The sequence below is a fragment of the Streptomyces sp. G5(2025) genome (genome assembly GCF_049542075.1).
Classification (GTDB): domain Bacteria; phylum Actinomycetota; class Actinomycetes; order Streptomycetales; family Streptomycetaceae; genus Streptomyces.
On record NZ_JBMUZT010000006.1, the window covers coordinates 5,126,395 to 5,148,908 of the forward strand.

The 22,514-nt window shown below is 73.1% G+C and carries 15 protein-coding genes and 1 pseudogene; 13 read left to right on the forward strand and 3 right to left on the reverse strand.

Annotated elements, in window-relative coordinates; translation table 11 throughout:
* Positions 1 to 47 precede the first annotated feature (47 nt).
* The 9 genes from ACOBQB_RS34295 (at position 48) to ACOBQB_RS34335 (ending at position 15,603) form a co-directional block, all read left to right on the forward strand.
* The gene (locus ACOBQB_RS34295) at positions 48 to 5,804 is read left to right on the forward strand and encodes an SDR family oxidoreductase (RefSeq protein WP_423597402.1); all 5,757 of its coding nucleotides are present in this window, start codon (positions 48 to 50) and stop codon (positions 5,802 to 5,804) included.
* A gap of 88 nt (positions 5,805 to 5,892) precedes the next feature.
* On the forward strand, positions 5,893 to 7,557 hold the full coding sequence (locus tag ACOBQB_RS34300; protein WP_423597404.1) for a fatty acid--CoA ligase: 1,665 nt from the start codon (positions 5,893 to 5,895) through the stop codon (positions 7,555 to 7,557).
* A 59-nt stretch (positions 7,558 to 7,616) separates the two neighbouring features.
* Positions 7,617 to 8,630: an LLM class flavin-dependent oxidoreductase gene (locus tag ACOBQB_RS34305; RefSeq protein WP_423597406.1), complete on the forward strand. Its 1,014-nt coding sequence runs from the start codon at positions 7,617 to 7,619 to the stop codon at positions 8,628 to 8,630.
* Positions 8,631 to 8,659: 29 nt separating this feature from the next.
* Positions 8,660 to 9,427 carry a thioesterase II family protein gene (locus ACOBQB_RS34310; RefSeq protein WP_423598947.1) on the forward strand — a complete coding sequence of 256 codons (768 nt, stop codon included), beginning with the start codon at positions 8,660 to 8,662 and terminating at the stop codon, positions 9,425 to 9,427.
* Positions 9,428 to 9,451: 24 nt separating this feature from the next.
* Positions 9,452 to 10,930, forward strand: a complete 1,479-nt coding sequence (locus ACOBQB_RS34315) for an MFS transporter (protein WP_423597408.1) — start codon at positions 9,452 to 9,454, stop codon at positions 10,928 to 10,930.
* A gap of 245 nt (positions 10,931 to 11,175) precedes the next feature.
* The gene (locus ACOBQB_RS34320) at positions 11,176 to 12,387 is read left to right on the forward strand and encodes a cytochrome P450 (protein ID WP_423597410.1); all 1,212 of its coding nucleotides are present in this window, start codon (positions 11,176 to 11,178) and stop codon (positions 12,385 to 12,387) included.
* Between the two features lie 145 nt (positions 12,388 to 12,532).
* The gene (locus tag ACOBQB_RS34325; RefSeq protein WP_423597412.1) at positions 12,533 to 13,489 is read left to right on the forward strand and encodes a diacylglycerol/lipid kinase family protein; all 957 of its coding nucleotides are present in this window, start codon (positions 12,533 to 12,535) and stop codon (positions 13,487 to 13,489) included.
* A gap of 86 nt (positions 13,490 to 13,575) precedes the next feature.
* A complete protein-coding gene (locus ACOBQB_RS34330; RefSeq protein ID WP_423597414.1) occupies positions 13,576 to 13,944 on the forward strand; it encodes a nuclear transport factor 2 family protein in 369 nt (122 codons plus the stop codon).
* Positions 13,945 to 14,049: 105 nt separating this feature from the next.
* Entirely contained in the window at positions 14,050 to 15,603 is a 1,554-nt protein-coding gene (locus tag ACOBQB_RS34335; protein ID WP_423597416.1) for an MmgE/PrpD family protein, read from the forward strand.
* A gap of 59 nt (positions 15,604 to 15,662) precedes the next feature.
* Here the strand turns inward: ACOBQB_RS34335 and ACOBQB_RS34340 are convergent, their stop codons facing one another.
* Complete coding sequence (locus ACOBQB_RS34340; RefSeq protein ID WP_423597418.1) at positions 15,663 to 16,319, reverse strand: ScbR family autoregulator-binding transcription factor; 657 nt, start codon at positions 16,317 to 16,319, stop codon at positions 15,663 to 15,665.
* Between the two features lie 257 nt (positions 16,320 to 16,576).
* On the opposite strand from ACOBQB_RS34340, the pseudogene ACOBQB_RS34345 reads away from it, so the two are divergent.
* Positions 16,577 to 17,503 (forward strand): annotated as a pseudogene (locus tag ACOBQB_RS34345) (ScbA/BarX family gamma-butyrolactone biosynthesis protein); the annotation flags it as partial.
* A gap of 68 nt (positions 17,504 to 17,571) precedes the next feature.
* On the opposite strand, the gene ACOBQB_RS34350 reads toward ACOBQB_RS34345, so the two are convergent.
* Complete coding sequence (locus tag ACOBQB_RS34350; RefSeq protein ID WP_423597420.1) at positions 17,572 to 18,174, reverse strand: TetR family transcriptional regulator; 603 nt, start codon at positions 18,172 to 18,174, stop codon at positions 17,572 to 17,574.
* A gap of 92 nt (positions 18,175 to 18,266) precedes the next feature.
* Here ACOBQB_RS34350 and ACOBQB_RS34355 point away from each other — a divergent pair, with 92 nt between their 5' ends.
* The 3 genes from ACOBQB_RS34355 to ACOBQB_RS34365 are packed head-to-tail and all read left to right on the forward strand — an operon-like array spanning position 18,267 to position 21,044.
* Positions 18,267 to 19,544, forward strand: a complete 1,278-nt coding sequence (locus ACOBQB_RS34355; protein ID WP_423597422.1) for an oxidoreductase — start codon at positions 18,267 to 18,269, stop codon at positions 19,542 to 19,544.
* Entirely contained in the window at positions 19,528 to 20,271 is a 744-nt protein-coding gene (locus tag ACOBQB_RS34360) for an HAD family hydrolase (protein WP_423597424.1), read from the forward strand. Before ACOBQB_RS34355 ends, ACOBQB_RS34360 begins: the two co-directional genes overlap by 17 nt.
* 32 nt (positions 20,272 to 20,303) lie before the next feature.
* Positions 20,304 to 21,044, forward strand: coding sequence for a class I SAM-dependent methyltransferase (locus ACOBQB_RS34365; RefSeq protein ID WP_423597426.1), 741 nt, complete (start codon positions 20,304 to 20,306; stop codon positions 21,042 to 21,044).
* 98 nt (positions 21,045 to 21,142) lie between these two features.
* Here the strand turns inward: ACOBQB_RS34365 and ACOBQB_RS34370 are convergent, their stop codons facing one another.
* A complete protein-coding gene (locus tag ACOBQB_RS34370; protein WP_423597428.1) occupies positions 21,143 to 22,279 on the reverse strand; it encodes a threonine synthase in 1,137 nt (378 codons plus the stop codon).
* Between the last annotated feature and the right edge of the window lie 235 nt (positions 22,280 to 22,514).

Here is a 22,514-nt window from a genome sequence, read left to right on the forward strand (position 1 = left end):
AGGGACCGGACGGCCCAGCAGGGACCCGGACGACAAGGAGACGCTCAATGCCGCACGAGGAATCAGAGAACAACCAGGTGTCCGGCCGGGCGCCCGAACCGATCGCGATCGTCGGCGTCGGCCTGCGTTTCCCCGGCGGCAGCAATTCGTTCGACGAATTCGACGCCTTTCTGCGCGAGGGGCGCTCCGGTATCGGACCCATTCCGGGCGACCGGTGGGACGTCGACGCCTTCACCCCGCAGAGCCCGGACGACAAGGGCAAGATCCACACCACGTCCGGCGGATTCCTCGACCGCATCGACCGGTTCGACGCGGCCTTCTTCAACATCTCCCCGAAGGAGGCCCAGTACATGGATCCCCAGCAGCGCATGTTGCTGGAGACCGCCTGGCAGGCCCTGGAGCACGCCAACATCGACCCCGCGCCGCTGCGCCGCGGCAACGGCGGCGTCTACATCGGCGCCAGCTCCATCGACTACGCCCTGGAACTGGACTCCCTGCCGTATGAGGAACTGGACGGCCTGCTCGCCTCCGGCATCACCATGTTCCCGCTGTCGGGCCGCCTCTCCTACTTCCTCGGCTGGCGCGGCCCGAGCATGAGCATCGACACCGCCTGCTCGTCGTCGCTGGCCGCCCTGCACGTCGCCGTCCAGGGGCTGCGCGCCGGCGAGACCGACATCGCGCTGTGCGGTGGCGTCAACGCCCTGCACCACCCGCGCATCCCCGTCATGTTCTCCAACGCGCAGATGCTCTCCCCCGACGGGCAGTGCAAGACCTTCGACGAGTCCGCCGACGGCTACGCCCGCGCCGAGGGCTGCGGCATCCTCGTACTCAAGAGGCTTACGGACGCCACCCGCGACGGCGACACCGTCCTCGCCCTGGTCAGGGGCACCGCCGTCGGCCAGGACGGCGACAGCGCGGGCCTGACCGTGCCGAACGGCCCCGCCCAGGAGAAGGTCATCCGCAGCGCGCTCGCCGCCGCCGCGCTCGCCCCCGAGGACATCCAGTACGTCGAGGCGCACGGCACCGGCACCCCGCTCGGCGACCCCATCGAGTTCGGCGCCATCGGCGACACCTTCGCCGACTCGCACACCAAGAGCGACCCGCTGCTCGTCGGTTCCGTGAAGACCAACCTCGGCCACATGGAGCCCGCCTCCGGCATCGTCGGCGTCATCAAGGCGGTCCTCCAGATCAGGTCCGCCACGATCTATCCGCACCTCAACCTCGACACCCCCTCCGGTCGCATCCCCTGGGACCTGTACCCGGTGCGGGTGCCCACGGCGTGCGAGCCGTGGAAGGCGCCGGTGCGGCGCGCGGTCGTCAACAGCTTCGGCTTCGCCGGCACGATCGGCGCGGTCGTCCTGGAGCAGCCCCCGGCGGCGGTGACCGGCGACGCAACGTCCGGCGAGGCGCCCGCGACCCCCATGTTCACGCTCTCCGCCAAGACAGCGGCCGCTCTGAGCGAACAGGTCGCGAACTACCGCCAGTTGCTCGACGCGGACCCCGCCCTGCCGGTCGACGCGCTCTGCTACACCGGCAACGTCGCCCGCACCCACCACCCGTACCGCCTCGCGGGCCCGGTCGCCGACCGCGCCGCCCTCACCAAGCTCCTGGACAAGGCCGCGGACCGCGACCACCAGGGCCCCGCCGGCATCCGCAAGGTCGCCTTCATGTTCAGCGGGCAGGGCTCGCAGTACGCGGGCATGGGTGCCCATCTGTACGAGGGCTTCCCGGTCTTCCGCCGCCACGTCGACGAGTGCGACCGGCTGTTTGCCGCCGAACTGGGGCGTTCCATACGGGGCTTGGTCCTCGGCACGGCCGAGGACCCCGAGGCGATCGACCGCACCGAGTACACCCAGCCCGCCCTGTTCACCCTGGAGTACGCGCTCGCCCAGCTGTGGATGTCCTGGGGCGTGCGCCCCAACGTGCTGATCGGGCACAGCATCGGCGAGGCCGCGGCCGCCGCCGTCGCCGGTCTCTTCAGCCTCCCGGACGCCGTGACGCTGGTGGCCGCCCGCGCCCGCCTCATGCAGGCCGTGCGCGCCAAGGGCGGCATGGCCGCGGTCACCGCCCCCGCCGAGGACGTCCTGCCGCTCCTCGAAGCCCACCCGGACCTGGCGCTCGCCGCGGCCAACGCCCCCGACCAGTGTGTGATCTCGGGCGGCACCGAGGCGCTCGCCCAGGTCACCGCCGAACTGGCCGGGCGAGGCCTGCGCGTCGAACAGCTGGCCGTCTCGCACGCCTTCCACTCGCCGCTCATGGCCGAGGTGTACGACGACTTCCGTACCGCCCTGGACGCCGTCACCTTCCACGAGCCGGCCATCAGCCTGATCTCCAACGTCACCGGCAGGCTCGCGCGGTTCGCCGAGATCGGCACCGCCGACTACTGGGTGCGGCACATCGGGGAGCCGGTGCAGTTCCTCGCCGGTATCCGCGCCGTCGCCAAGCGCGGCCGCCACGCCCTCGTCGAGATCGGCCCCTCCACCGCGCTCACCGCCCTCGCCCGGCGCTCGCTGCCCGTCGAGGACCACCTGTGGCTGGCCGGCCTGCGCCGCCGCGACCGGGGCGGCGACACCACGCTGCGGGCGCTCGCCGACTATTACACCGCCGGTCTGCCGGTCTCCTGGTCCGGCTACCACGAGGGCCGCGCCGTCCCGGCCAAGGTGGCGCTGCCCACCTACGCCTTCCAGCGCAAGCGCTACTGGCTGCCCACCGTCACCCCGCGCAGGGGCGGCGCCCCGGGCGGCGCGGCGCACCACCCGCTGCTCGGCACGGAGGTCCCGTGCGAGGGCGCCGCACGCGAGTTCACCGCGGAGTTCACCGTCGAGGAGCTCGGCTCCCTCGCCGACTTCGCCGACGGCGACCGTACGACGCTGCCCGCCGGTGCCTACGTCGACCTGCTGCTCGCGCTCCAGGACGCCGTGCACGGCCACACCCGCGCCGCCGTCCGCGAACTGCGTCTTGGCGAACCCCTCACCCTGAAGGCCGAGACGCCCCGCACGCTCACCACCCGGCTGCGGCCGCGCCCGGACGGCGGAGCCGACGTGACGGTCCTGACCGCCGAGGAGAAGGCCGGCGGCGGCGAGCGGGAGGAGCGGGTGCACGCGAGTGCCGTGCTCACCGCCGGGCCGGAGCAGACCGTGGAGCTCACCGAGCCGGAACTCACCGGGCTCGTGACGGGCCCCGCCACCCTGGAGAGCGATGCCGAGGACCTCTACACCGACCTCGCGTCGGTGGGCCGCCCGCACGGTCCGCGGGCCCGCGCCCTGGCCGCCGCGGCACGGCACCAAGAGGGGCTGTACTCCGCCGCGTTGGACTGCCGCGTCACCACCGCCGTCGAGCAGGTGCCCGCCGAGCTGATCGAGGCCGTGCTGGAGGCCGCCGTCGTCCTCGACCCCGAGGGCCCGGTGTTCCTGCCCCGGGAGATCACCTCCGTACGCCACTTCAAGAAGCCCCGCGGCGAGCGGCTGAACGTCGTCGCCCGCGTCGCCACGGAGCAGGACCGGCGCCTCGCCGACATCCTCGTCCTGGAGAACGGCAACCCCGTCCTCGAACTCGGCGGAGTCACCCTGGCCCGCCCCGAAGGCCCCGCCGGGCAGCGGCAGTTCCTGCACCGCTCCGAGTGGGTGCGCCGCGCCCTGCCCGCCCTCGCGTCGGGCACCGCCCCCCGGCACGTCCTGCTCCTGGGCCGCCCCGAAGCCACCGGCCCCACCGGCGGCGACGGCACTACCGAAGCCACCGGCCCCACCGGCGGCGACGGCCTGCGCGTCACGTCCGTCACGGACCCCGCCACGCTCAAGGCCGCCCTGGAGGACACCTCCGTCACCGACGTCTGCTGGAGCTGGCAGCCGCTGCCCGGTGCCATGTCCGCCGCGCTGTACCGCGCCGAGTGCGAGCGCAACTACCGTGACCTGCTCGGCGTGCTGACCGCCCTGGACGCCGCCGCGCAGCAGCGCCCGCCCCGGCTCTGGCTGGTCACCGAGGGCGCCCAGAAGCTGCCCGGCGACCGGCCCGGCGACGGCGCCCACCTCGGCGCCGCCACCCTGTGGGGCTTCGGCCGGGTCCTGCTCACCGAGTCCCCGCAGTACCGCGCGACCCTGGTCGACCTCGAACCCGGCGGCGACCTGACGGCGCTGTTCGACGAGGTCCGCGCCGAGGCTCCCGGCGAGTTCCAGGTCGCGCACCGCACGGGCACCCGCCACGTCCGCAGGCTGCTGCCCGGCGACGCGGCCCGCACCTGGCCCGGCGGCTTCGCCCTGCGCACACCCGGGTCCGGGGACCTCTCCGACCTCTCCCTCGCGCCCGTCGACGACCGCGCGCCCGCGGCCGGTGAGGTCCAGGTGCGCGTCGCCTCGGTCGCCCTCACCGCCGAGGACGCCCGGGCCGCCCTGGACGGCGAACAGTCCGGCGGTGCCGGTCCCGTGCTGGGTTCGCTGGCCGCCGGGACGGTCGTCGCGGCCGGCGCCGAGGCCGCGTTCACCGCGGGCGACGAGGTCTACGTACGCCATGACGGGGCCCTGCGCGCCACCCTCACCGTCCCCGCGACCGCCGTGGCGCTCGCCCCCGGCGCGGCGCGCGGCACGGCGCCGGGCGGGTCCCCGGCCTTCCGCCTGGAGGAGATCGGCGAGGCGCTGCGCACCGCGGCCTGCGGCTCCCGCGCCGAGGTGTGGGTGGATGTGCCCGGCGGCCCGGAGACGGCGCCCGCACCGGTCCGCGTCCGCCCGGACCGCACCTACCTCGTCACCGGCGGCCTCGGCGGCCTCGGTCTGGTCACCGCCCGCAAGCTCGTCGAGCTGGGCGCACGGCACCTGACCCTGGTCAGCCGGAGCGGGCGGGCCACCGAAGAGGCCGCGCCGGTCCTCGCGGAGCTGTCGGAGCGGGCGGAGGTCGCCGTCGTACGCGCCGATGTGAGCGACGCCGACAACGTGCGGCGCCTGGCCGCCGAGCTGGCGGCGGGACCCCACCCCGTCGGCGGCCTCGTGCACGCGGCCGGCTCCTTCGACAAGAAGCTGATCGCCGAGCTGACCTGGGAGTCCATCGACGCCCAGCTGGCCCCTAAGGCGTACGGCGCCTGGCTGCTGCACGAGGCCGCCGAGGAGCACTTCCCCGAGCTGGAGTTCTTCGTGACGTACTCCTCGATCGCCGCCGTCCTCGGCGGCACGACGCAGGGGCACTACGCCGCCGCCAGCGCGGGGCTCGACAGCCTCGCCGAGTGGCGCGGCCTGCACGGTCTGCCCGGCCTCTCCGTCAACTGGGGCGCCTGGGCCAGGGTCGGCATGTCCGCCCGGCTGGACGAGCAGCTGGCCCAGGAGATCGACCGCAGCGGCGTCCGCTTCTTCTCGCCCACCAGGGCGCTGGACACCCTGGCCCGGCTCTGGCACCGGGCCGGCAGCCGCCGGGTGGTGGGCGAGTTCGACTGGGCGCGCTATGTGGCGGGCGGTGTCGTGGACGACGCCTTCTACGACCGCCTCGCCCGGCAGGACCAGGGCGGCGACGGCGGCACCGGCCTCGACCTCGCCGCGCTGAGCGCCCTGCCGAAGCCAAAACGCACGGCCCTGATCGCCTCGGCCGTGCGCGAACAGGTCGCCGCCGCCCTGCACATGGACGCCGAGGACGACCTCGACCAGAACGCCGAGTTCGTCTCGCTCGGCCTTGACTCACTGATGGCCCAGACCGTCAAGGGCGGCCTGGAGTCGCTGTTCCGGCTGCCGCTGCCCGCCTCGCTGACCTTCGACCACCCGACGGTCCGCAGGCTCACCGAGTTCCTCGACGGACGCCTGGCCCCGGCACCGCAGCAGCACCCCTGACCGTCCCCGTACGACAGCAGCCACCCCCCACGGCATCCACCCACCTCACGACACCCACCGAGATGTCCTACGCAGCGGGGAGACCACAGTGAGAGACCACACCACCAGCGGCTGGACGCTGACCCGGACCTCCAGAGTCCACGCGGGCGCCCGGCCGGAGCACGCGGCGATCATCTGCGAGGACCGCACCACGACGTACGGGAAGCTGCACCGGGACAGCAACCGCGCCGCCCACGCCCTGCGCGGCGCCGGGGTCGGGCACGGCGACCGCGTCGCCTACCTGGGCCGCGAATCGGAGAACTACTACCTCACGATCCTCGCCTGCGCGAAGGCGGGCGCCGTCCTGGTCCCGGTCAACTGGCGCCTGACCCGGGACGAGGTCGACCACATCCTGCGGGACGCGGGCGCCGTGCTCCTCTTCGTCGACGACGAGTTCTGGGAGACGGCGGACCGCGTCCGGCCGCAGCTCCCGCGGCTGCGCACCGTCGTGCGGGTCGACGGCACCGACGGCGAGGGCGAACCGGCGCGCGGCACCGGGCTGCCCGCCTGGTACGCCGACCACCCCGACACCGACCTGGAGCCGGGCACCGGCGCCGACGACGCCGTCGTGCAGATCTACACCAGCGGCACCACCGGCCTGCCCAAGGGCGCGGTCCTCGCCCACCGCAGCTTCTTCACGCTGCCCGCCGCGATGCGCGAGCACGGCGCGAACTGGCTCGACTGGCTGCCGGACGACGTCAGCCTGATCTCGCTGCCGGGCTTCGGCATCGCGGGCATCGGCTGGTTCATGCACACCTTCAACGCGGGCGGCACGAACGTGGTGATGCCGCAGTTCATCCCGCAGGAGGCGGTGCGGCTGATCCGGGAGCACGGGGTCACGATCACCTTCGCGGCGCCCGCCATGCTCCAGATGATGATGGCCGAACGCGGCGCGGGCCCCGCCGCGTTCGCCTCGATGCGCAAGATCGCCTACGGAGCGGCGCCGATGTCCCCGACGCTGCTCGAACGCTGCCTGGAGGTGTTCGGCTGCGAGTTCGCCCAGATCTACGCCAGCACGGAGACCGGCAGCGTCGCGGTGTGCCTGCCGCCCGAGGCGCACCACCCCGGCACGAGCCTCCTCACCTCGGTCGGCAGACCCTGCCCCGGCAACGAGGTGAAGGTCGTCGGCCCGGACGGCGAGACACTGCCGCCCGGCGAGACCGGCCAGATATGCGTACGCACCCCTTCGAGGATGCTCGGCTACTGGAACCTCCCCGAGGCCACCGAGCGCACCGTGGTGGGGGAGTGGCTGCACATGGGCGACGCCGGGTACCTCGACGAGGACGGCTACGTCCACCTCCGGGACCGCATGAATGACACGATCATCGTGGCCGGGCAGAACATCTACCCCGCCGAGGTCGAGAAGGCGCTCGCCGCGCACCCGGCCGTCGCCGACGCCGCAGTGGTCGGAGTGCCCGACCCGCACTGGGGCGAGGCGGTGCACGCCGTCGTCGTCCTGCGGCCCGGCGCCACCGTCAAGCCCCGCGAACTGCTCGTCGCGCTCCGCGGCCACCTCGCCGACTACAAGATCCCGAGCAACTTCCACTTCGCCGACGACCTGCCGCGCAACCCCTCGGGGAAGATCCTGCGCCGCGCCGTGCGGGAGCGGCTGACCGCCGAGGCACCCGCGCCGGCCGAGCGCGTCACGCTTCCCCTCCAGCGCCGCACCTCGGCGCGGGCGGCCTCGCTGCCGCCGCAGCGACAGCACATCTGACACGCCTGCCCTGTCAGCGCACCGTCAGCAACCTCCGCCACACGAAACGGAGCACCCCCATGCAGTCCTCAGCCGGGCCCCTTCGCATCGGCATCCTGCTGCCCACCCGGGAGCAGGCCATCAACGGCGCCTACGCGGCCGCCCCGCTGCTCGACTTCGCCCGGCAGGCCGAGGCGCTCGGCTTCGACTCGCTGTGGGCGGGCGACTCGCTGACCGCCCGGCCGCGCCTTGACCCCCTCGTCGTGCTCTCCGCGGCCGCCGCGGCCACCGAGCGGATCACCGTCGGCACGGCCGCGTTCACCCCCGCCCTGCGCCACCCGCTGATCGGCGCCAACATGATCGCGAGCCTCGACCACGTGGCCGCCGACCGGCTGGTCCTCGGGCTCGGCTCCGGCTTCCCGATGCCCGAGACCGAGGAGGAGTTCGCCTCGGTCGGCGCGTCCTTCGCCGGACGGGTGGGACGGCTCGACGAGATCGCCGCGCTGTGGCGCACCGCCTGGCGCTCCGGCGAGGAGGGGCAGCCCTCCGACTTCGCGGGCAGGTTCTGGCAGGCCGAACGGCTCCAGCGGCTGCCCAAGCCGGCCTCTCCCGGCGGCCCGCCGCTCTGGCTGGCCGGCAGCGACACCCCGAAGGTGCTCGCCAGGGTCGCCGAGAAGTACGACGGCTGGCTGCCGTTCCTGCCCGACGCCGAGGCGTACGGCAGGGCCCGCGCCCGCATCGCCGAACTCGCCGAGGCGGCGGGCCGCGCCCCGGAGGCGGTGACCCCCGCGCTGTACGCGACGGTCACCGTCGACCGCGACGAGGCGGCGGCCAAGGCCGAGCTGGAGCACTACATCGAGCACTACTACGGGCGCTCCCTGGAGCAGATGTCGGCCATCCAGGCCTACGGCTGGGGCAGCGCCGAGAGCTGCGCCGAGTGGCTGGGCGCCTATGTGCGGGCCGGCGCCCGCCACCTGGTCATCCGGATCGGATCGCTCGACCCGGAGCCGCAGCTGAAGGAGATCGCCGAGGTGCTGCTGCCCGCGCTGCGCGCCATCGGGGAGCAGACAACTGTTGGGAGAGCACAGTCGTGACCACCACCACCGCCGCCCTGGGCCAGGACATGTCCGCCGCGGGCGAGTGGTTCCACCCCGCCGAGCCGTCCGAGGACGCCTCCGTACGCCTGTTCATGCTGCCGCACGCGGGCAGCGGCGCCATCATCTACCGCGACTGGGAACGGCTGCTGCCCGGTGACATCGCCCCGCAGGCGGTGACGCTGCCCGGCCGCCACAACCGGCGCGAGGAAATGTCGTACGAGGACTGGGACCCGCTGCTCGACGCGCTCCACGAGGCCGTGCTCGACGACCTGGACGAGCGGCCCTTCGCGTTCTTCGGGCACTGCCTCGGCGCCCAGCTGGCGTTCCGGCTCACCATCCGCATGGAGGCGGAGAGCGGCCCCGCGCCGGTCCTCGTCGGCATGTCCGGCTGGTCGCCCGAGGGCTTCTTCCAGCCGACGGAGGAGCAGAGCCGGATGCCCGACCCCGAACTGGTCGAGTGGATCAAGAAGTTGGGTTCCTTCCCCGCCGAGATCTACGACAACCCGGAGATGCTCGCCCTCGTCGTCCCCGCGCTCCGCGCCGACCTGCGGGTCGCCGCGCAGTACGTCGACGACGGCGCGGGCACCACCTGCCCGCTGGTCTCCTACGGCGGCGCCTCCGACCCGCTCATGGAGAGCCCGGACGCCATGACGCACTGGGCCGGGCGCAGCCCTCAGTACCTGGGCCACAGCGAGTACCCCGGCGGCCACTTCTACATCGACAGCCACGCCGAGGCCGTCACCACGCACTTCGCCCAGCGGCTGCGGCGGCTCGTCGCCGCGACGGCCCGCTGAGCGAACGACTCAGGAAGGTCGGTCATGACCACCGAAGCGGAAATCAAGAGCGCGGCCGCACCACCGCTCGCGCCGGCAGCCGCGCCACCGGACGAGGCCGCGGCGGCCAAGCCGTCCTACGGGGCGCTCCTGGTCGTCCTGGCCGGCCTCTTCGTCACCAACCTCGACTTCTTCATCGTCAACGTGGCGATCCCCTCGCTCCAGACGAACATGCACGCCACGGCGGCGGACATCCAGCTCATCGCCGTCACCTTCACCATCGGCCTGTCCGCGCTGCTCATCACCGGCGGCCGGCTCGGCGACATCTACGGGCGCCGCAAGGTCTACTCGATCGGCGTGGCGGTCTTCACGCTCGCCTCGCTGGCCTGCGGTATCGCGCAGAACATGGCCGAGCTGATCATCGCCCGCGGCATCCAGGGCGCGGCCGCCGCCCTGGTCATCCCGCAGGTGCTCGGCATCCTGACCACCACGTACTCGGGCAAGCACCGGGCCGTCGCGTTCAACGCGTACGGCGTGGCGCTCGGCGCGGCGGCGGTCTTCGGGCAGCTGATCGGCGGCCTGCTCATCAAGGCAGACGTCTTCGGCTGGGACTGGCGGACCATCTTCCTGATCAACGTGCCGATCGGCGTGCTCGTCCTCGTGCTCACCCCGAAGCTGGTGCCGGAGTCGAAGTCGGAGGGCCGCACCGGGCTCGACCTGACCGGTGTCCTGCTGGTCACCGCCGGGCTCACCGCCGTCGTGCTGCCGCTGGTCATCGGCCGCGAGGAGGGCTGGCCCGCGTGGACGTGGCTGTGCATGGCGGCCGCGGTGCCGCTGCTCGCTGCCTTCTGGGCCACTCAGCGGCGGCTCGCGGCGCGCGACAGGTCGCCGCTGGTGAGCCCGTCCCTCTTCCGGGACCGCGCGTTCACCGTCGGGTCGGCCACCATCCTCGTCTACTTCTCGGTGATGGCCTCCTTCTTCCTGGTCCTCGCGCTCTACCTCCAGCAGGGGCACGGCGTCTCGGCCCTGAAGTCGGGGCTGCTCTTCGTGCCGCTGGGGCTCGGCTTCTTCGTGGCCTCCGCGATGGCGCCCAAGTTCGCCGCGCGGCTGGGACGCCAGGCGCTCGCGCTCGGCGCCCTGGTGGTGGCCGCGGGCGACGTGGCCTTCGCGCAGACCGCCGAGCGGCTCGGCACCACGGGCTCGGTCGGCTGGTGCGTCCCCGCGATGGTGGTCTGCGGCTTCGGCATGGGCCTGGTGGTCGCCCCGCTCACCTCCCTCGTCCTGGAGGGCGTAGCGCCCTCGCACGCCGCGGCGGCCTCCGGGGTGTTCTCCACCGGCCAGGAGATGGGCAACGCGCTGGGCATCGCGGTCATCGGCGTGGTCTTCTTCGACCAGGTCGGGGAGCATCCGTCCGCGCAGGGCTACACCGACGGGTTCGGCTACAGCCTGTACGTCCAGGCCGGCATCTGCGTCCTGGTGGCGGTACTGGTGCAGTTCCTGCCGCGCAAGGCCGAGAAGGCCTGAACAGGCGCCCGGCGACGGGCGGTCCGAACGGCGGGTGCCCCGGAGCTTTTCGCTCCGGGGCACCCGCCGTTCGCATGTCCCGGGAGCTTGGATCCGTGTGTTACGGCCATGTTTCGTGCGCTGGTCGGAAGCGGTGCGGAAGGCTCCGCGAGGGTCAGCCGGGCGTCAGGGGAGCATCAGAGGTTTCGGCCAGCATGACGGAAAGGAATCAGCCACAACTCAGTCAGAAATCAGGGGGAAATATCATGACGGTCACTCCTGTCATGCCGGTCGCCGAGGAGCGCCTCGCCGCCTGGCCCATGCCGCGCACCTGCCCGTACGCGCCGCCGGAGGCCTATGCCGAGCTGCGCGAGGGCGCGCCCGTGAAGGTAAGGATCAGGACAGGCGAGGCATGGCTTGTCACCCGCCATGCGGACGTACGCGCGATCCTCGTCGACCCGCGCTTCAGCTCGGACGACACGCTGCCCGGCTTCCCGGTCCGTATACAACTGCCGCCCACACCACGGGTGATGTCCTTCACGCGCATGGACGGACCCGAGCACGGGCGGCTGCGCCGCATGGCGATGACCGAGTTCACCGCCCGCCGCACCCGCGCGCTGCGGCCCTCGGTGGAGCTCCTGGTGGACCAGCTCGTCGACGAGCTGGAGCAAGGGCCCCGGCCCGCCGACCTGGTGGCCCGCTTCACCGTCCGGCTGCCGTCCCTGGTGATCGCCCGCATGCTGGGCGTACCGCAGGAGGACGAGTGCGACTTCACCGTGCTGAGCCAGGCCGTCCTCTCGCAGGACGCCACGCCCGCGGAGATCTACGGCTCCTTCGTCGAGATGACCGCGTACCTCGACGGGCTGATCCGGCGCAAGGCCGGTGACCCGCGGGACGACCTGCTCAGCCGCCTGGTCACGCGGTACGTGGCGACGGGCGAGCTGGCCCACGACGACCTGGTGGCGATGGCCCGGCTCTTCCTCGTGGCCGGCCACGAGACCACCGCCCACCAGCTCAGCCTGAGTGTCCTCAGCCTGTTGCGCGAACCGGGGCTGTGGGACCGGCTGGGCCGCGAACCGGACCTGTTCGCCCCGGCCGTCGAGGAACTGCTGCGCTACTGGTCCATCACCCAGGACAACCAGGTCCGCGTCGCCGTCGACGACGCGGAGATCGGCGGCGCCCGCATGGCGAGCGGCGACGGCGTGATCCTCGCCTACCCGAGCGCCAACCACGACGAGAGCGTCTTCCCCGGCGGCGACCGCCTCGACCTGGATCGGGACGCGAGCCGGCACATCGCCTTCGGATACGGCCCGCATCTGTGCCCGGGCGCCTCGCTGGCCCGCATGGAACTGGAGGTCGCCCTGCGGGCCCTGGTGGGCCGCTTGCCGGGGCTGCGCCTGGCGGACGTGCCCGAGGCGGTCTCGTTCCGCGAGAACACCATCAACTACGGCCTGAACTCCCTGGTCGTGACCTGGTAAGAGCCGCACCGGAGCCACCCCCCTAGGTCACTCGCCCCGGCGCCCGCCCGCCGCCCCGCACGCCGTCAGCAGGGCGTCAGATCCGCGTCAGCGCCCGGTGGAAGAGTCGTTCGCAGGTGCTTCCAGATCAAGGAGTTAGCCCGACATGGCCGACAGCAGCGACGCCGCGGGCCCCACCAGGGCCCTGGTCATAGCCAATCCCGCATCCGGCAGCCACAGCCCTGAACTGGTGCGCGACGTACAGGAACTGTGCTCCGCCCACCTGCGCCACACCGAGCTCCACCTCACCACGGCCCAAGGCGACGCGACCGGCTTCGTGCGCCGCGCCCTGGACCGCTCCGAGGGTGCGCCGGACCTCGTCGTGGCCATCGGGGGCGACGGCACCGTGCGCGAGGTGGTGCAGGGCCTCGTCGGCGCCACCGGACGGGCCGCGCTCATGGTGGTCCCCGGCGGCACCGGGAACTCCGGGTACAAGATGCTCTGGGGCGAGCGGCCCTGGACCGAGTCCCTCAAGGCGGTGCTCGCCGACTCCGGTGCGGGCGGCAGCGCCCGGCTGCGCCACCTGGACCTCGCGCGGCTCACCGAGACCCGCAACTACGTCTACCTCGGCGCCTGTAGCGGGGTGATCGCCGACGCGCTCATCACCGCGAAGAGCATCCCGCTCCGCGGCCGCGAGCGCTACGCCCGCGCGTTCACCGAGACCGCCGAGCACTACGTCCCGTACCCGGGCCGGGTCGTCGTCGACGGGCGGGTGGTGCACGAGGGCCCGACCGTCCTCGCCAACGTCGGGGGCGGCCGGCACCGGGGCGGCCGGTTTTTGGTGCTGCCCGACTCGCTGCTCGACGACGGACTGCTCGACGTCTGCGTCATCGGTGACGGCATGACCGCCACCGACGTGCCCGGACTGACCCTGGAAGCCGCGCACATGGCCCACCCGGCGACCGTGTACGCCCGCGGCCGCACGATCACCGTCGAGCGCACCGACGGCGAGCGGCTGCCCCTGGAGCACGACGGCGAGTACCAGCACTCCATCGGCGCCTCGGCCACCTTCGAGGTGCTCCCCGGAGCGCTCCCCGCCTGGGCGCCGACGGACCCCGCCTGACCATCCGGAGCCACCGGCCCTGATCCGACCGTACGACGGTACGACCCGCGCCCCGCGCGCGACCTTTTCGAATTCAAGGAGACCTCATGAGCGACCTCACCAGCACCGTCACCCGCTACCTCGCCATCTGGAACGAGGCGGACGCCGACAAGCGCGCCGCGGCCATCGCCGAGCTGTTCACCGCCGACGCCCCCTACATCGACCCGCTCGCCGCGGTCGAGGGCCACGAGGGTGTCGGCGCGGTCATCGCGGGCGCCCGCGACCAGTTCAAGGGCCTCAGCTTCGAGCTGATCGGCACGGTGGACACCCACCACAACCTCGCCCGCTTCCAGTGGGGCCTGGTGACCGAGCCCGGCGCCGAGCCGATCGCCATCGGCTTCGACGTCGCGGTCACCGCCGAGGACGGCCGCATCAAGGGCGTCTACGGCTTCCTCGACAAGGTCCCCGCGGCCTGATCGCCCCCGGGGCGGCCGTGCGCCACCGGCGTACCGCCGCCCCGGACCCCACCGGCCCGGCAGCCGACACCGCCGGGCCCGCACAGGAAAGGCAGGGAGTGTCACATGTCGGCTGTCCTCGCCGAGCGGGTGGCCCGGACGCTGTGCGAGCAGTGGGAGCCGCCGCGGGCCGCATCGCCCCGCGCCTCCACGGACACCCCACTGCGCGAACTGTCCCGGTGGGCGGCCCGGCTGCGCCCCCAGGACGTCCCCTGCCGGGTGCTGAAGCTCGCCGCCAGCCAGGTGCTGTCGCAGATCGCCTCCATCCGGGCGGGCCTCGCCCACCCCCTGGGCCGCAAGCTCGTCGCCGCCTTCGGGCACCCCATGCAGCGCGACCCGCGGGCCGCCGCCGGAGTCTTCGCCGCCCTCGGCTCCTGGCTCAACCTCGACGACACCGCGTACGCCGGTCATCTGTCGAACTCCACCGTCGCGGTGCCCCTCGCCTTCGCGTACGCCCGCAAACTCGACGGGCTCTCGCTGCTGACGGCCGTGGTCGCGGCCAACGAGTGCGCGGCCCGCATCACCGCCTCCGCGACGCTCGGCCCCCTGCGCGGCCAGAGCGCCGTGCACACCCACCTCGCGGGCGCGGTCGCCGGCCGGCTGCACTGCGACCGGGCCCCGGCCGCAGAGTGGGAGAACAGCTTCGGGCTGGCCTTCGCCATGCCCAACTGGCCGCTGATGCGCGCCTTCCTGGCCAGCGACGCCCGGCTGTTCAACACCTTCACGCCCGTACGCACCGCCATGGACGCCTGCGACGCGGCGGCCGCCGGGCTGCGCGGCGCCCCCGACATCATCGAGCACCGGGACGGCTTCCTGGCCCGCTTCGCCACCGTCCCGCTGCCGCAGGCGGTCGCCAAGGGCCTCGGCCGCCGCTGGCACACCGACACCCTCTCCTTCAAGATGCACCCGGGCGGCCCCGGCATCGACGCCGCGGTGGACTGCGCCGCGGAGATCCACCGGGAGCTGGGCCCGGTCAGCCCGCGGGACGTGGCGGAGATCGTCGTCGAGGCGTCCCTCTACACGCTCTTCGCGGGGGAGCGCGCCGCCCAGTACGTCAACGGCCCCGGTTCCCCGCTCGGCGCCCTCGTCCTCGACGTGCCCTACCCGGTCGCCACCACGCTGCTGACCGGGGAGTTCTCGGTGGACGACTTCTCCTCGCCGCGCCTGGACGACCCGGACCGCTGGGAGCTGGCCGGGCGGGTCCGCCTGGAGCACGACACGGGCATGACCCGCGAACTCTTCCTGTCCGACGCGCCGTTCGGCGAGGCGGTGCGCGAGGCGGGCCCGCTGGCCGCGCCGTGGCTGCGCGGCTTCGGCGGCGACGAACTGGTGGACCTCATCGGCGACCTCGGCACGGCGGGCCAGGACTTCTCCCGCTCGACCAAGGCGACCGGCGCCCGGGTCACCGTACGGCTGACGGACGGTCGTACGGTCACGCGCGGCCGTCTCATCCCGGTCGGCGCGGCAGGTCCCGACACGCGCTCGCGGCACTCGGAGATGGTCCGCGAGAAGTTCCTGGCCGTCGGGGGAGCGCATCAGGTGGCCGACACCGTGGGCGCCCTGCACCGGATGCGGCCGCGCGGGGTGCGCCGCTGGATCGAGGCGGCCTTCCTCGACTGAGCGCCGGGCTCACGCGCCGGCCGGGAGCGCGCGGGCGCCGCGCGCTCGTCGCCGGACCGTCAGTGCACGCTCTCGTACGTCGTCAGGAAGACGTCGATGATCTCCTGTACGCGGTCGACGACGTCCTGGCGGTTGGCCTGCACCCACGAGATGTGCTGCGCGCCGAAGAGCGCGGCCCGCAGCACGCGCGCCAGCGCCGCCGGGTCGGTGGCCCGCAGCGTCCCCGCCTTGTGGCAGTTCTCCAGGAGCTCGGTGAGCAGGTCGGTGAAGCCTACGTAGGGCACCGGCATGTCGCCCTTGATGTAGGGGCGTTCGATCTGGAGCCGGGAGCCCGCCTTGACGTAGTCGTCGTCGCGGAAGCCGCCGGCCACGGCCATCAGGACATCGACCACCGTCTGCGGCGCGGCCGGGTCGCCGTGCTCCAGGACGGGGGCGATGATCTCGTTCAGCCGCCGGTAGAACTCGTCCGCCACGGCGACGGCGATCGCTTCCTTGTTGGTGAAGTGGAAGTACACCGCGCCCTTGGTCAGCTCCGCCTTGTCGGCGACGTCCTTGATCGTGACAGCGGGGAAGCCGGTCTCGGCGAAGACCGAGGCCGCCGCGTCGAGGATCGTCTTGCGGGTGTGGATGGCCCGCTCCTGCTTGAGGTGCGAGGTGTCGTCGGCGGACGTGGTGTGGGGGAGTGGGGGCAGCGGTGCCTTGCGTTGGTTGCTCATGGCTTCCATATCGTGCTTGGTCGATCGATGGGCTTCCGGCTAGCCGTGCGCCAACTGGTGGGTGAACAAGGCGGGTTGATGGCAATGGAACGTGGTTTCGACCCTTGAAATATACCTTCCCGCAGGTATATTAATTCCCGCGCAGCAAGGCTTCACACGTCTGTTCTCTGGCAAGAGTTCGTCCTGATTTGGGGGAAGCGTTGTCTCAGAAGTCGGTCGTGCTCATCGATGATTCCAGAAACGTGGATGCCGCATCAATGGCCGCGGCACCCGTCCTCACCTTCCTCAGACCCGTCCCGCGCGAGCTGGTGCACCGCAGCTCGATCGCGGAGGTCTTCGTCACGGACGGCTGTCGCACGAGCGGCAGCCGTTTCTCTGTCGCGGCCCAGTGGCCGCGCGATCACGCGCTCTACCACCCCGACGAGCAGGGCCTGAGCGATCCGATGCTCTTCGCGGAGACCATCCGCCAGGCCATGCTCTACGTGGCCCACGAGTACTGCGAGGTGCCGCTCGGGCACCGGTTCGTCGGGCGTGACCTGTCCTTCGACATCACCGACCCGGCCGCGCTGCGGGTCACCGGCGTCCCCGTCCCGGTGGTCCTGGAAACCGAGTGGACCTGGGAGGAGGGCCGGCCGCGGGGGGCCCGGCTCGACGTACGCCTCCTCGTGGACGGCAAGCCGTGCGGCACCGGCACGATCGGGGTGTTCGTGATGGACGACAGGCGGTACGGCCTGCTGCGCCGGATGGCGTGGGGTGGCGACGCCCCGCCGGTCCTGGCCGTGGACGTGGGGTCCGCCGCGCCGCTCGTACCGCCGCGCCGGGTGGGCCGGCTGCGCTGGAAGGACTGCGTCCTGGAGCGCTGCCGGCCGGGCGGCGACTGGCGGTTGCGGCTCGACCGCGACCACGCGGTCCTCTTCGACCACCCCACGGACCATGTGCCGCTGATGGTCCTGATGGAGGGCTTCCGCCAGCTCGGCCACCTGTGTGTGCACGAACAGGTCGGGGAACCGCTCGACGGCCGGGCATACGCCCTGATCGGCACCCAGGTGGAGTGCGCGGCCTTCGCCGAACTGGACGCCCCGATCCGGCTGCTGGTCGAGCAGAGCGTGCCGGGCGCCGGCGCGGCGGACGCCTTCCGGCTGCGTGTCGCGGCCCTCCAGGGCGACACCCTGCTGGCCAGGGCCGACATGACGTGGGCGGGCGTGGGCCCGCGCGAGCCCGGGGAGGCGGCGGCCGGCGGCCCGAGCCCGCCTCACTGGCCGGCCTTGCCCCGTAGGGCGTGGGCCAGGACGTTCCACATCGCGGCCACGCGGCCGCCGGACTCCGTCCGCTCGGCGGCGGAGCCCATCCAGAACACACCGAAGAACGCGGCCACGAGCAGGTCGGCCACGGCCTTGGCGGACGCCGAGGCCTCCCAGCGCCCCTCCTGCTGCACCTCGCCCACCAGCCGCAGCACCACCGCGTGGGTCTCCTCCAGCAAGGCCGCCGTGACCCCTGACGCCTGAGCGGTCTCCAGCGTCAGTCTGAGCGCGGCGCGGGCACGCACATCGCCCTGGAAGAGCTCCCCGAGGGTGAGCATGAGGGTCCGCAGCCGGTCGAACGCCGGATCGGTGGAGGCCCACGCCTCGCCCAAGGGGAGTTCGACCGCGGCGGCCAGATGAGTGGACAGGACGGCGGCCAGCTCCTCCTTGTTGGAGAAGTGGCCGTAGAGGGCGCCCTTCGTCAGGCCGATCTGGTCGGCGATCTTCTGCAAGTTGGTGTTCGCGTAGCCGTATCGCGCGAACTCGTAGGCGGCGGCGTCCAGGACGGCGTCGTATGTGCGCAAGGCCCGTGCTTGCTTCGGCAAGGTGCACACCTCCTTCACTGGGAATCGGCGGCGAGGGACTGACGGCGCTAAAGATACGTTCGAGAACGAATTCTAATCTGCCCCAGGGGTGTATGCCACAGATGATTCAGTCACAGAGTTCACCCGCCGGACATCGACGAGCCGCCGGACCTGCGCTCCTGCCGCCCGCGGCGGTCGCGAGCGCCGCCCGCTCGGCGGCCGTCCACGCCGACGGCGCCGAGCGCCGACGGCGCCTGCACGACGAGACCGTGCTGCTGCTGACCCGCGCCGGTTTCGCCCGGCACTTCGTGCCCCGCGCCTGGGGCGGCACCGAAGGCACCTTCAGCGCTCTGCTCGACGCGGCCTGTGCGGTCGGCGCCGACTGCGCGTCCGCCGCGTGGTGCGGCGTGCTGTGGGCCGCGCACGGCAGATTCGCCGCCTACCTGCCCCCCGACGGGCAGCGCGACCTCTGGGCGGCCTCGCCCGACACGCGCATCACCGCCGTGATGGGCGCGTCGGGCGAGGCCACGCCCACCCCGGACGGCTGGCTGCTCAGCGGCTCCTGGGCGTACGCGAGCGGGGTGGCCTTCGCGGACTGGCTGCTGCTGACCTCCACCGAACCCGCCGAACAGGGCGGCCGCTGCCGGGTGTTCGCCGTCCCGCGCGGGCAGGCGGACGTCCTCGACACCTGGCGCGCCGACGGGATGTGCGGCACCGGGAGCCACACCGTCGTCGTCGACTCCGTCACCGTGCCCCGGCACCGCTCCTTCCTCATGACCGACCTGACCGCGGGCACCCCCGGCCCCGGACGCGCGAGGTGCCACACCGTCCCCGCCCAGCTGGGCGGTGGCCTCCTCTTCTGCGCCCCGGCCCTCGGCGCCGCGCGCCACGCCCTGGAGGCGTGGTCGCGGTGGGCGGTGCGCCACATGCGGGGCGTCTCCGAAGCCGAGGCGCTACGGCTGCACCGGGTCCTCGCCCTCTCGACGGACGAGATCGAGGCCGCCCAGCTCCTGCTGCGGGACGCCGGACAGCGCGCCGACGCCGAGGCCTGGACCGAGCGGGACGTCGCGCGCAACCGGCGCATCGCGGCCTCGGTCATCGGGCTGCTCGCCCGCGCGGTCGAGCGGCTCCACCGCACCGGCGTCCGCCCCGGCGCGGCAGGACCGGACACCGTCGAACGGTGCCGCCGCGACGTACGCACCGTGGCGGGCCACCGCATGCTGCGCCGGGAGCAGGCGGCGGTGGACTACGCGCGCAGCGTCTTCTCCGAAGTATCCGAAGCACCCGAAGCGCCCGAAGTGGCCGCAGCGACCGCAGCGACCGAAGCGACCGAAGCGACCGAAGTCTCCGACTCCGTAGCCAACTTGCACCCGGAGGGACCCCATGCCGACATCATCTGAAAACCCCCACAACCCCCACAACCCCCACAACTCCCGCCTCGTCTTCACCGACGTCGACGAGACGCTGATCACCTGCAAGAGCCTCTTCGACTTCCACGACTACTACTCCGCGGGGCGGTACGGGGCCGAGGGATCGCGCCGCGCGGCCGCCCTCCGTGAGGACCTGTGCGCGAGGACGGCGGCCGGCCTGCCGAGGGAGGAGGCCAACCGCGCGTACTACCGGGCGTGGCGGGGCGAGCCGGTGGCGGCGGTCGAGGAGTGGGCCCGCCGCTGGTTCACCGAACGCAGTGCCGCGAAGGGCTTCTACGTACGCCGCGTCGCCGAGGAACTGCGGGCCCACCGGGCGGGCGGCGCGAGCATCGCCCTGGTCTCCGGCTCCTTCCGTCCGCTCCTGGAGCCCCTCGCCGAGGCGGTGGGCGCGGAGCACGTGCTGTGCGCGCGCCCGGAGCGGTGCGGCCGGGTCTACACCGGCGCGCTCCTCGGCGCCCCGGTCATCGGCACCGAAAAGCGGCGTCTGGTACGGGAGTTACTCTTCCGGTACGCGCACATCGACCCGGCGGACTGCTACGGCTACGGGGACGACCCGTCCGACCTGCCGATGCTGGACGAGGTGGGGCACGCCGTCCGGGTGGGGGCGCTGGCCTGCGGCCAGGGCTCGTCCGGCGGGTCACGGGCCGAGCCGGGGCCGGACCGGGGCGAGGGCCGGCCAGTGCTCCAATCGTGTTGACCGCCCTCGGCAGACAGTGCTGGAGTCGGCACGTGGACAGCATCCCCGCCAACCGGCGGCTCTGGAACCGGATCAGCAGCGCCTACCAGCACGAGCACGACCCGCGGATCGGCGCCGGACCCCGGCTGTGGGGCATGTACTCCATCCCCGACGCACACCTGCACGCCCTGGGCGACGTCACCGGCAAGCGCGTCCTCGAACTCGGCTGCGGCGCCGGCCAGTGGTCCAGGGCGCTCGCCGCCGAGGGCGCCACCGTGGTCGGGCTCGACCTGTCCGAGGCCCAACTCACGGCGGCGGAGCGCGCGATGGGAGCGGTACGCTACCCGCTGGTACAAGGCGCCGCCGAACAGCTCCCCTTCGCCGCCGACAGCTTCGACCTGGTGTTCTGCGACTTCGGCGGGCTCAGCTGGGCGCCCCCGCACGTGGCCGTACCGCAGGCCGCACGCGTCTTGAGCCGAGGCGGGCGCCTGGTGTTCAACGTCGCCAGCCCATGGTTCGAAGCCTGCTACGACGAAGCCGCCGGCCGCGTGACCACGACGCTGCGGCAGAACTACTTCGGGCTGAGCACCATCGCCGAAGGCGACGGCGCGACCAGCTATCAGCTCACCTACGGCGACTGGGTCAAGGTCCTGCGCGGCGCGGGTCTCATCATCGACGACCTCATCGAGCCGCGGCCCGAACCCGCGACACCCAACGGCTACAACGAAACCGACCCACCCGACTGGGCACACCGCTGGCCGGCGGAACTGCTCTGGGTGACCCACAAACCGTAAGTTCCACCGCGCCGAGACGCGAAGGCGATCCCTTACCGGGCAGGCCCAGGACTTGCCCGGCTGATGCCGAGCCCTTGACATGCGAGAAGCCCCCGGCCCTACGAACCCCCCGCCGCGCCCGTCTTCGCCCCCGCCCCGCACAGCGGCACCACCGCCGTCCGGCCGTCGAGGGCGCCGTCCCGCACGGCCGCCCAGCAGGCCACTCCGGTGGGCTCGACGTACAGGCCGCGCGTCGCCAGGTCGCGTCGGGCCGCCGCGATCTGCTCGTCCGTCACCGTGAGGAAGCCGCCCCCGAACTCCCGTACGGCCGACAGGATCTGCCGTGCGCGCGGCGGGCGGAGGATCGCGATGCCCTCCGCCGAGGTGGCCGCCGCCGGGGTCTCGCCGAGCAGGTCGTCGGCGCCGGCCCGCCACGCCTCGGCGAGCGGGGCGACCGCCGCGGCCTGCACGGCGTACAGCGCGGGCGCCTTCGCGATGAGCCCCGCCGCGTGCAGCTCACGCACCGCGAGGGCCGCTCCGAGCAGCAGGGTTCCGTTGCCGACGGGCACCACCAAGGCGTCCGGCAACCGGCCGCCCAGGTCCTCCCACAGCTCGTGTACGTACGTCTTGGTGCCCTGGAGGAAGTAGGGGTTGTGGACGTGCGAGGCGTAGAACGTCCCGGGCGCGTCGGCGGCGGCACGGGCCGCGCGGGCCGCCGACTCCCGGCCCCCGTCGACGACTTCGAGCCGCGCCCCGTGCGCGCGGATCTGCTCCAGCTTCTTCGGCGACGTCCCGGCGGGGACGTACACCGTGCAGGGCAGCCCGGCCCGCGCGCAGTACGCGGCGACCGCGGTGCCCGCGTTGCCGCTGCTGTCGGCGATGACGCGGTCCGGGCCGAGATGCCCCGCGAGGGCGGCGAGCACGACCGCGCCCCGGTCCTTGAAGGAGAGCGTCGGCATCAGGAAGTCCAGCTTGGCGCGGACCGCCCCCGTCAGCTCCACGAGCGGCGTGCGGCCCTCGCCGAGGGAGACCGCGGGGGCGGGCAGCGGCAGGCACTCCGCGTACCGCCACAGGGAGTTGACCCGCCCGGTGAGGGACGTGAGCGGCGCCGGAGTGGGGGAGAAGTCCAGGTCGAGAGGGCCGCGGCAGAGCGGGCAGGCCCATTCCAGCGAGCCCGCGGGTACACGGGTCCCGTCGGTGGGACAGAAGCAGTCCGGCAGCGCGGTCAGGGCGGTCATGCGGGTCTCGGCGGTCATGCGCGCAGGCTAGCGCCGGACCCGGGGCGGCTCGCCACGGAAAGGCCGGCTCCAGTTCCCAGGCGGGCACCACGCACACCGACTCCCTGGCCTGCGCCCGCGCCATCGCCGCCCGGATCGAGACAGAGAGGCAACAGTGGCGGCGATGCCTGACGGAGTGTCACATAGACCGTGGGGCCCTTGGGGTGCGTGAGGTGAAGGGCGCCCGCGGCGGTCGCGTTCCGTCCGGTCCTGG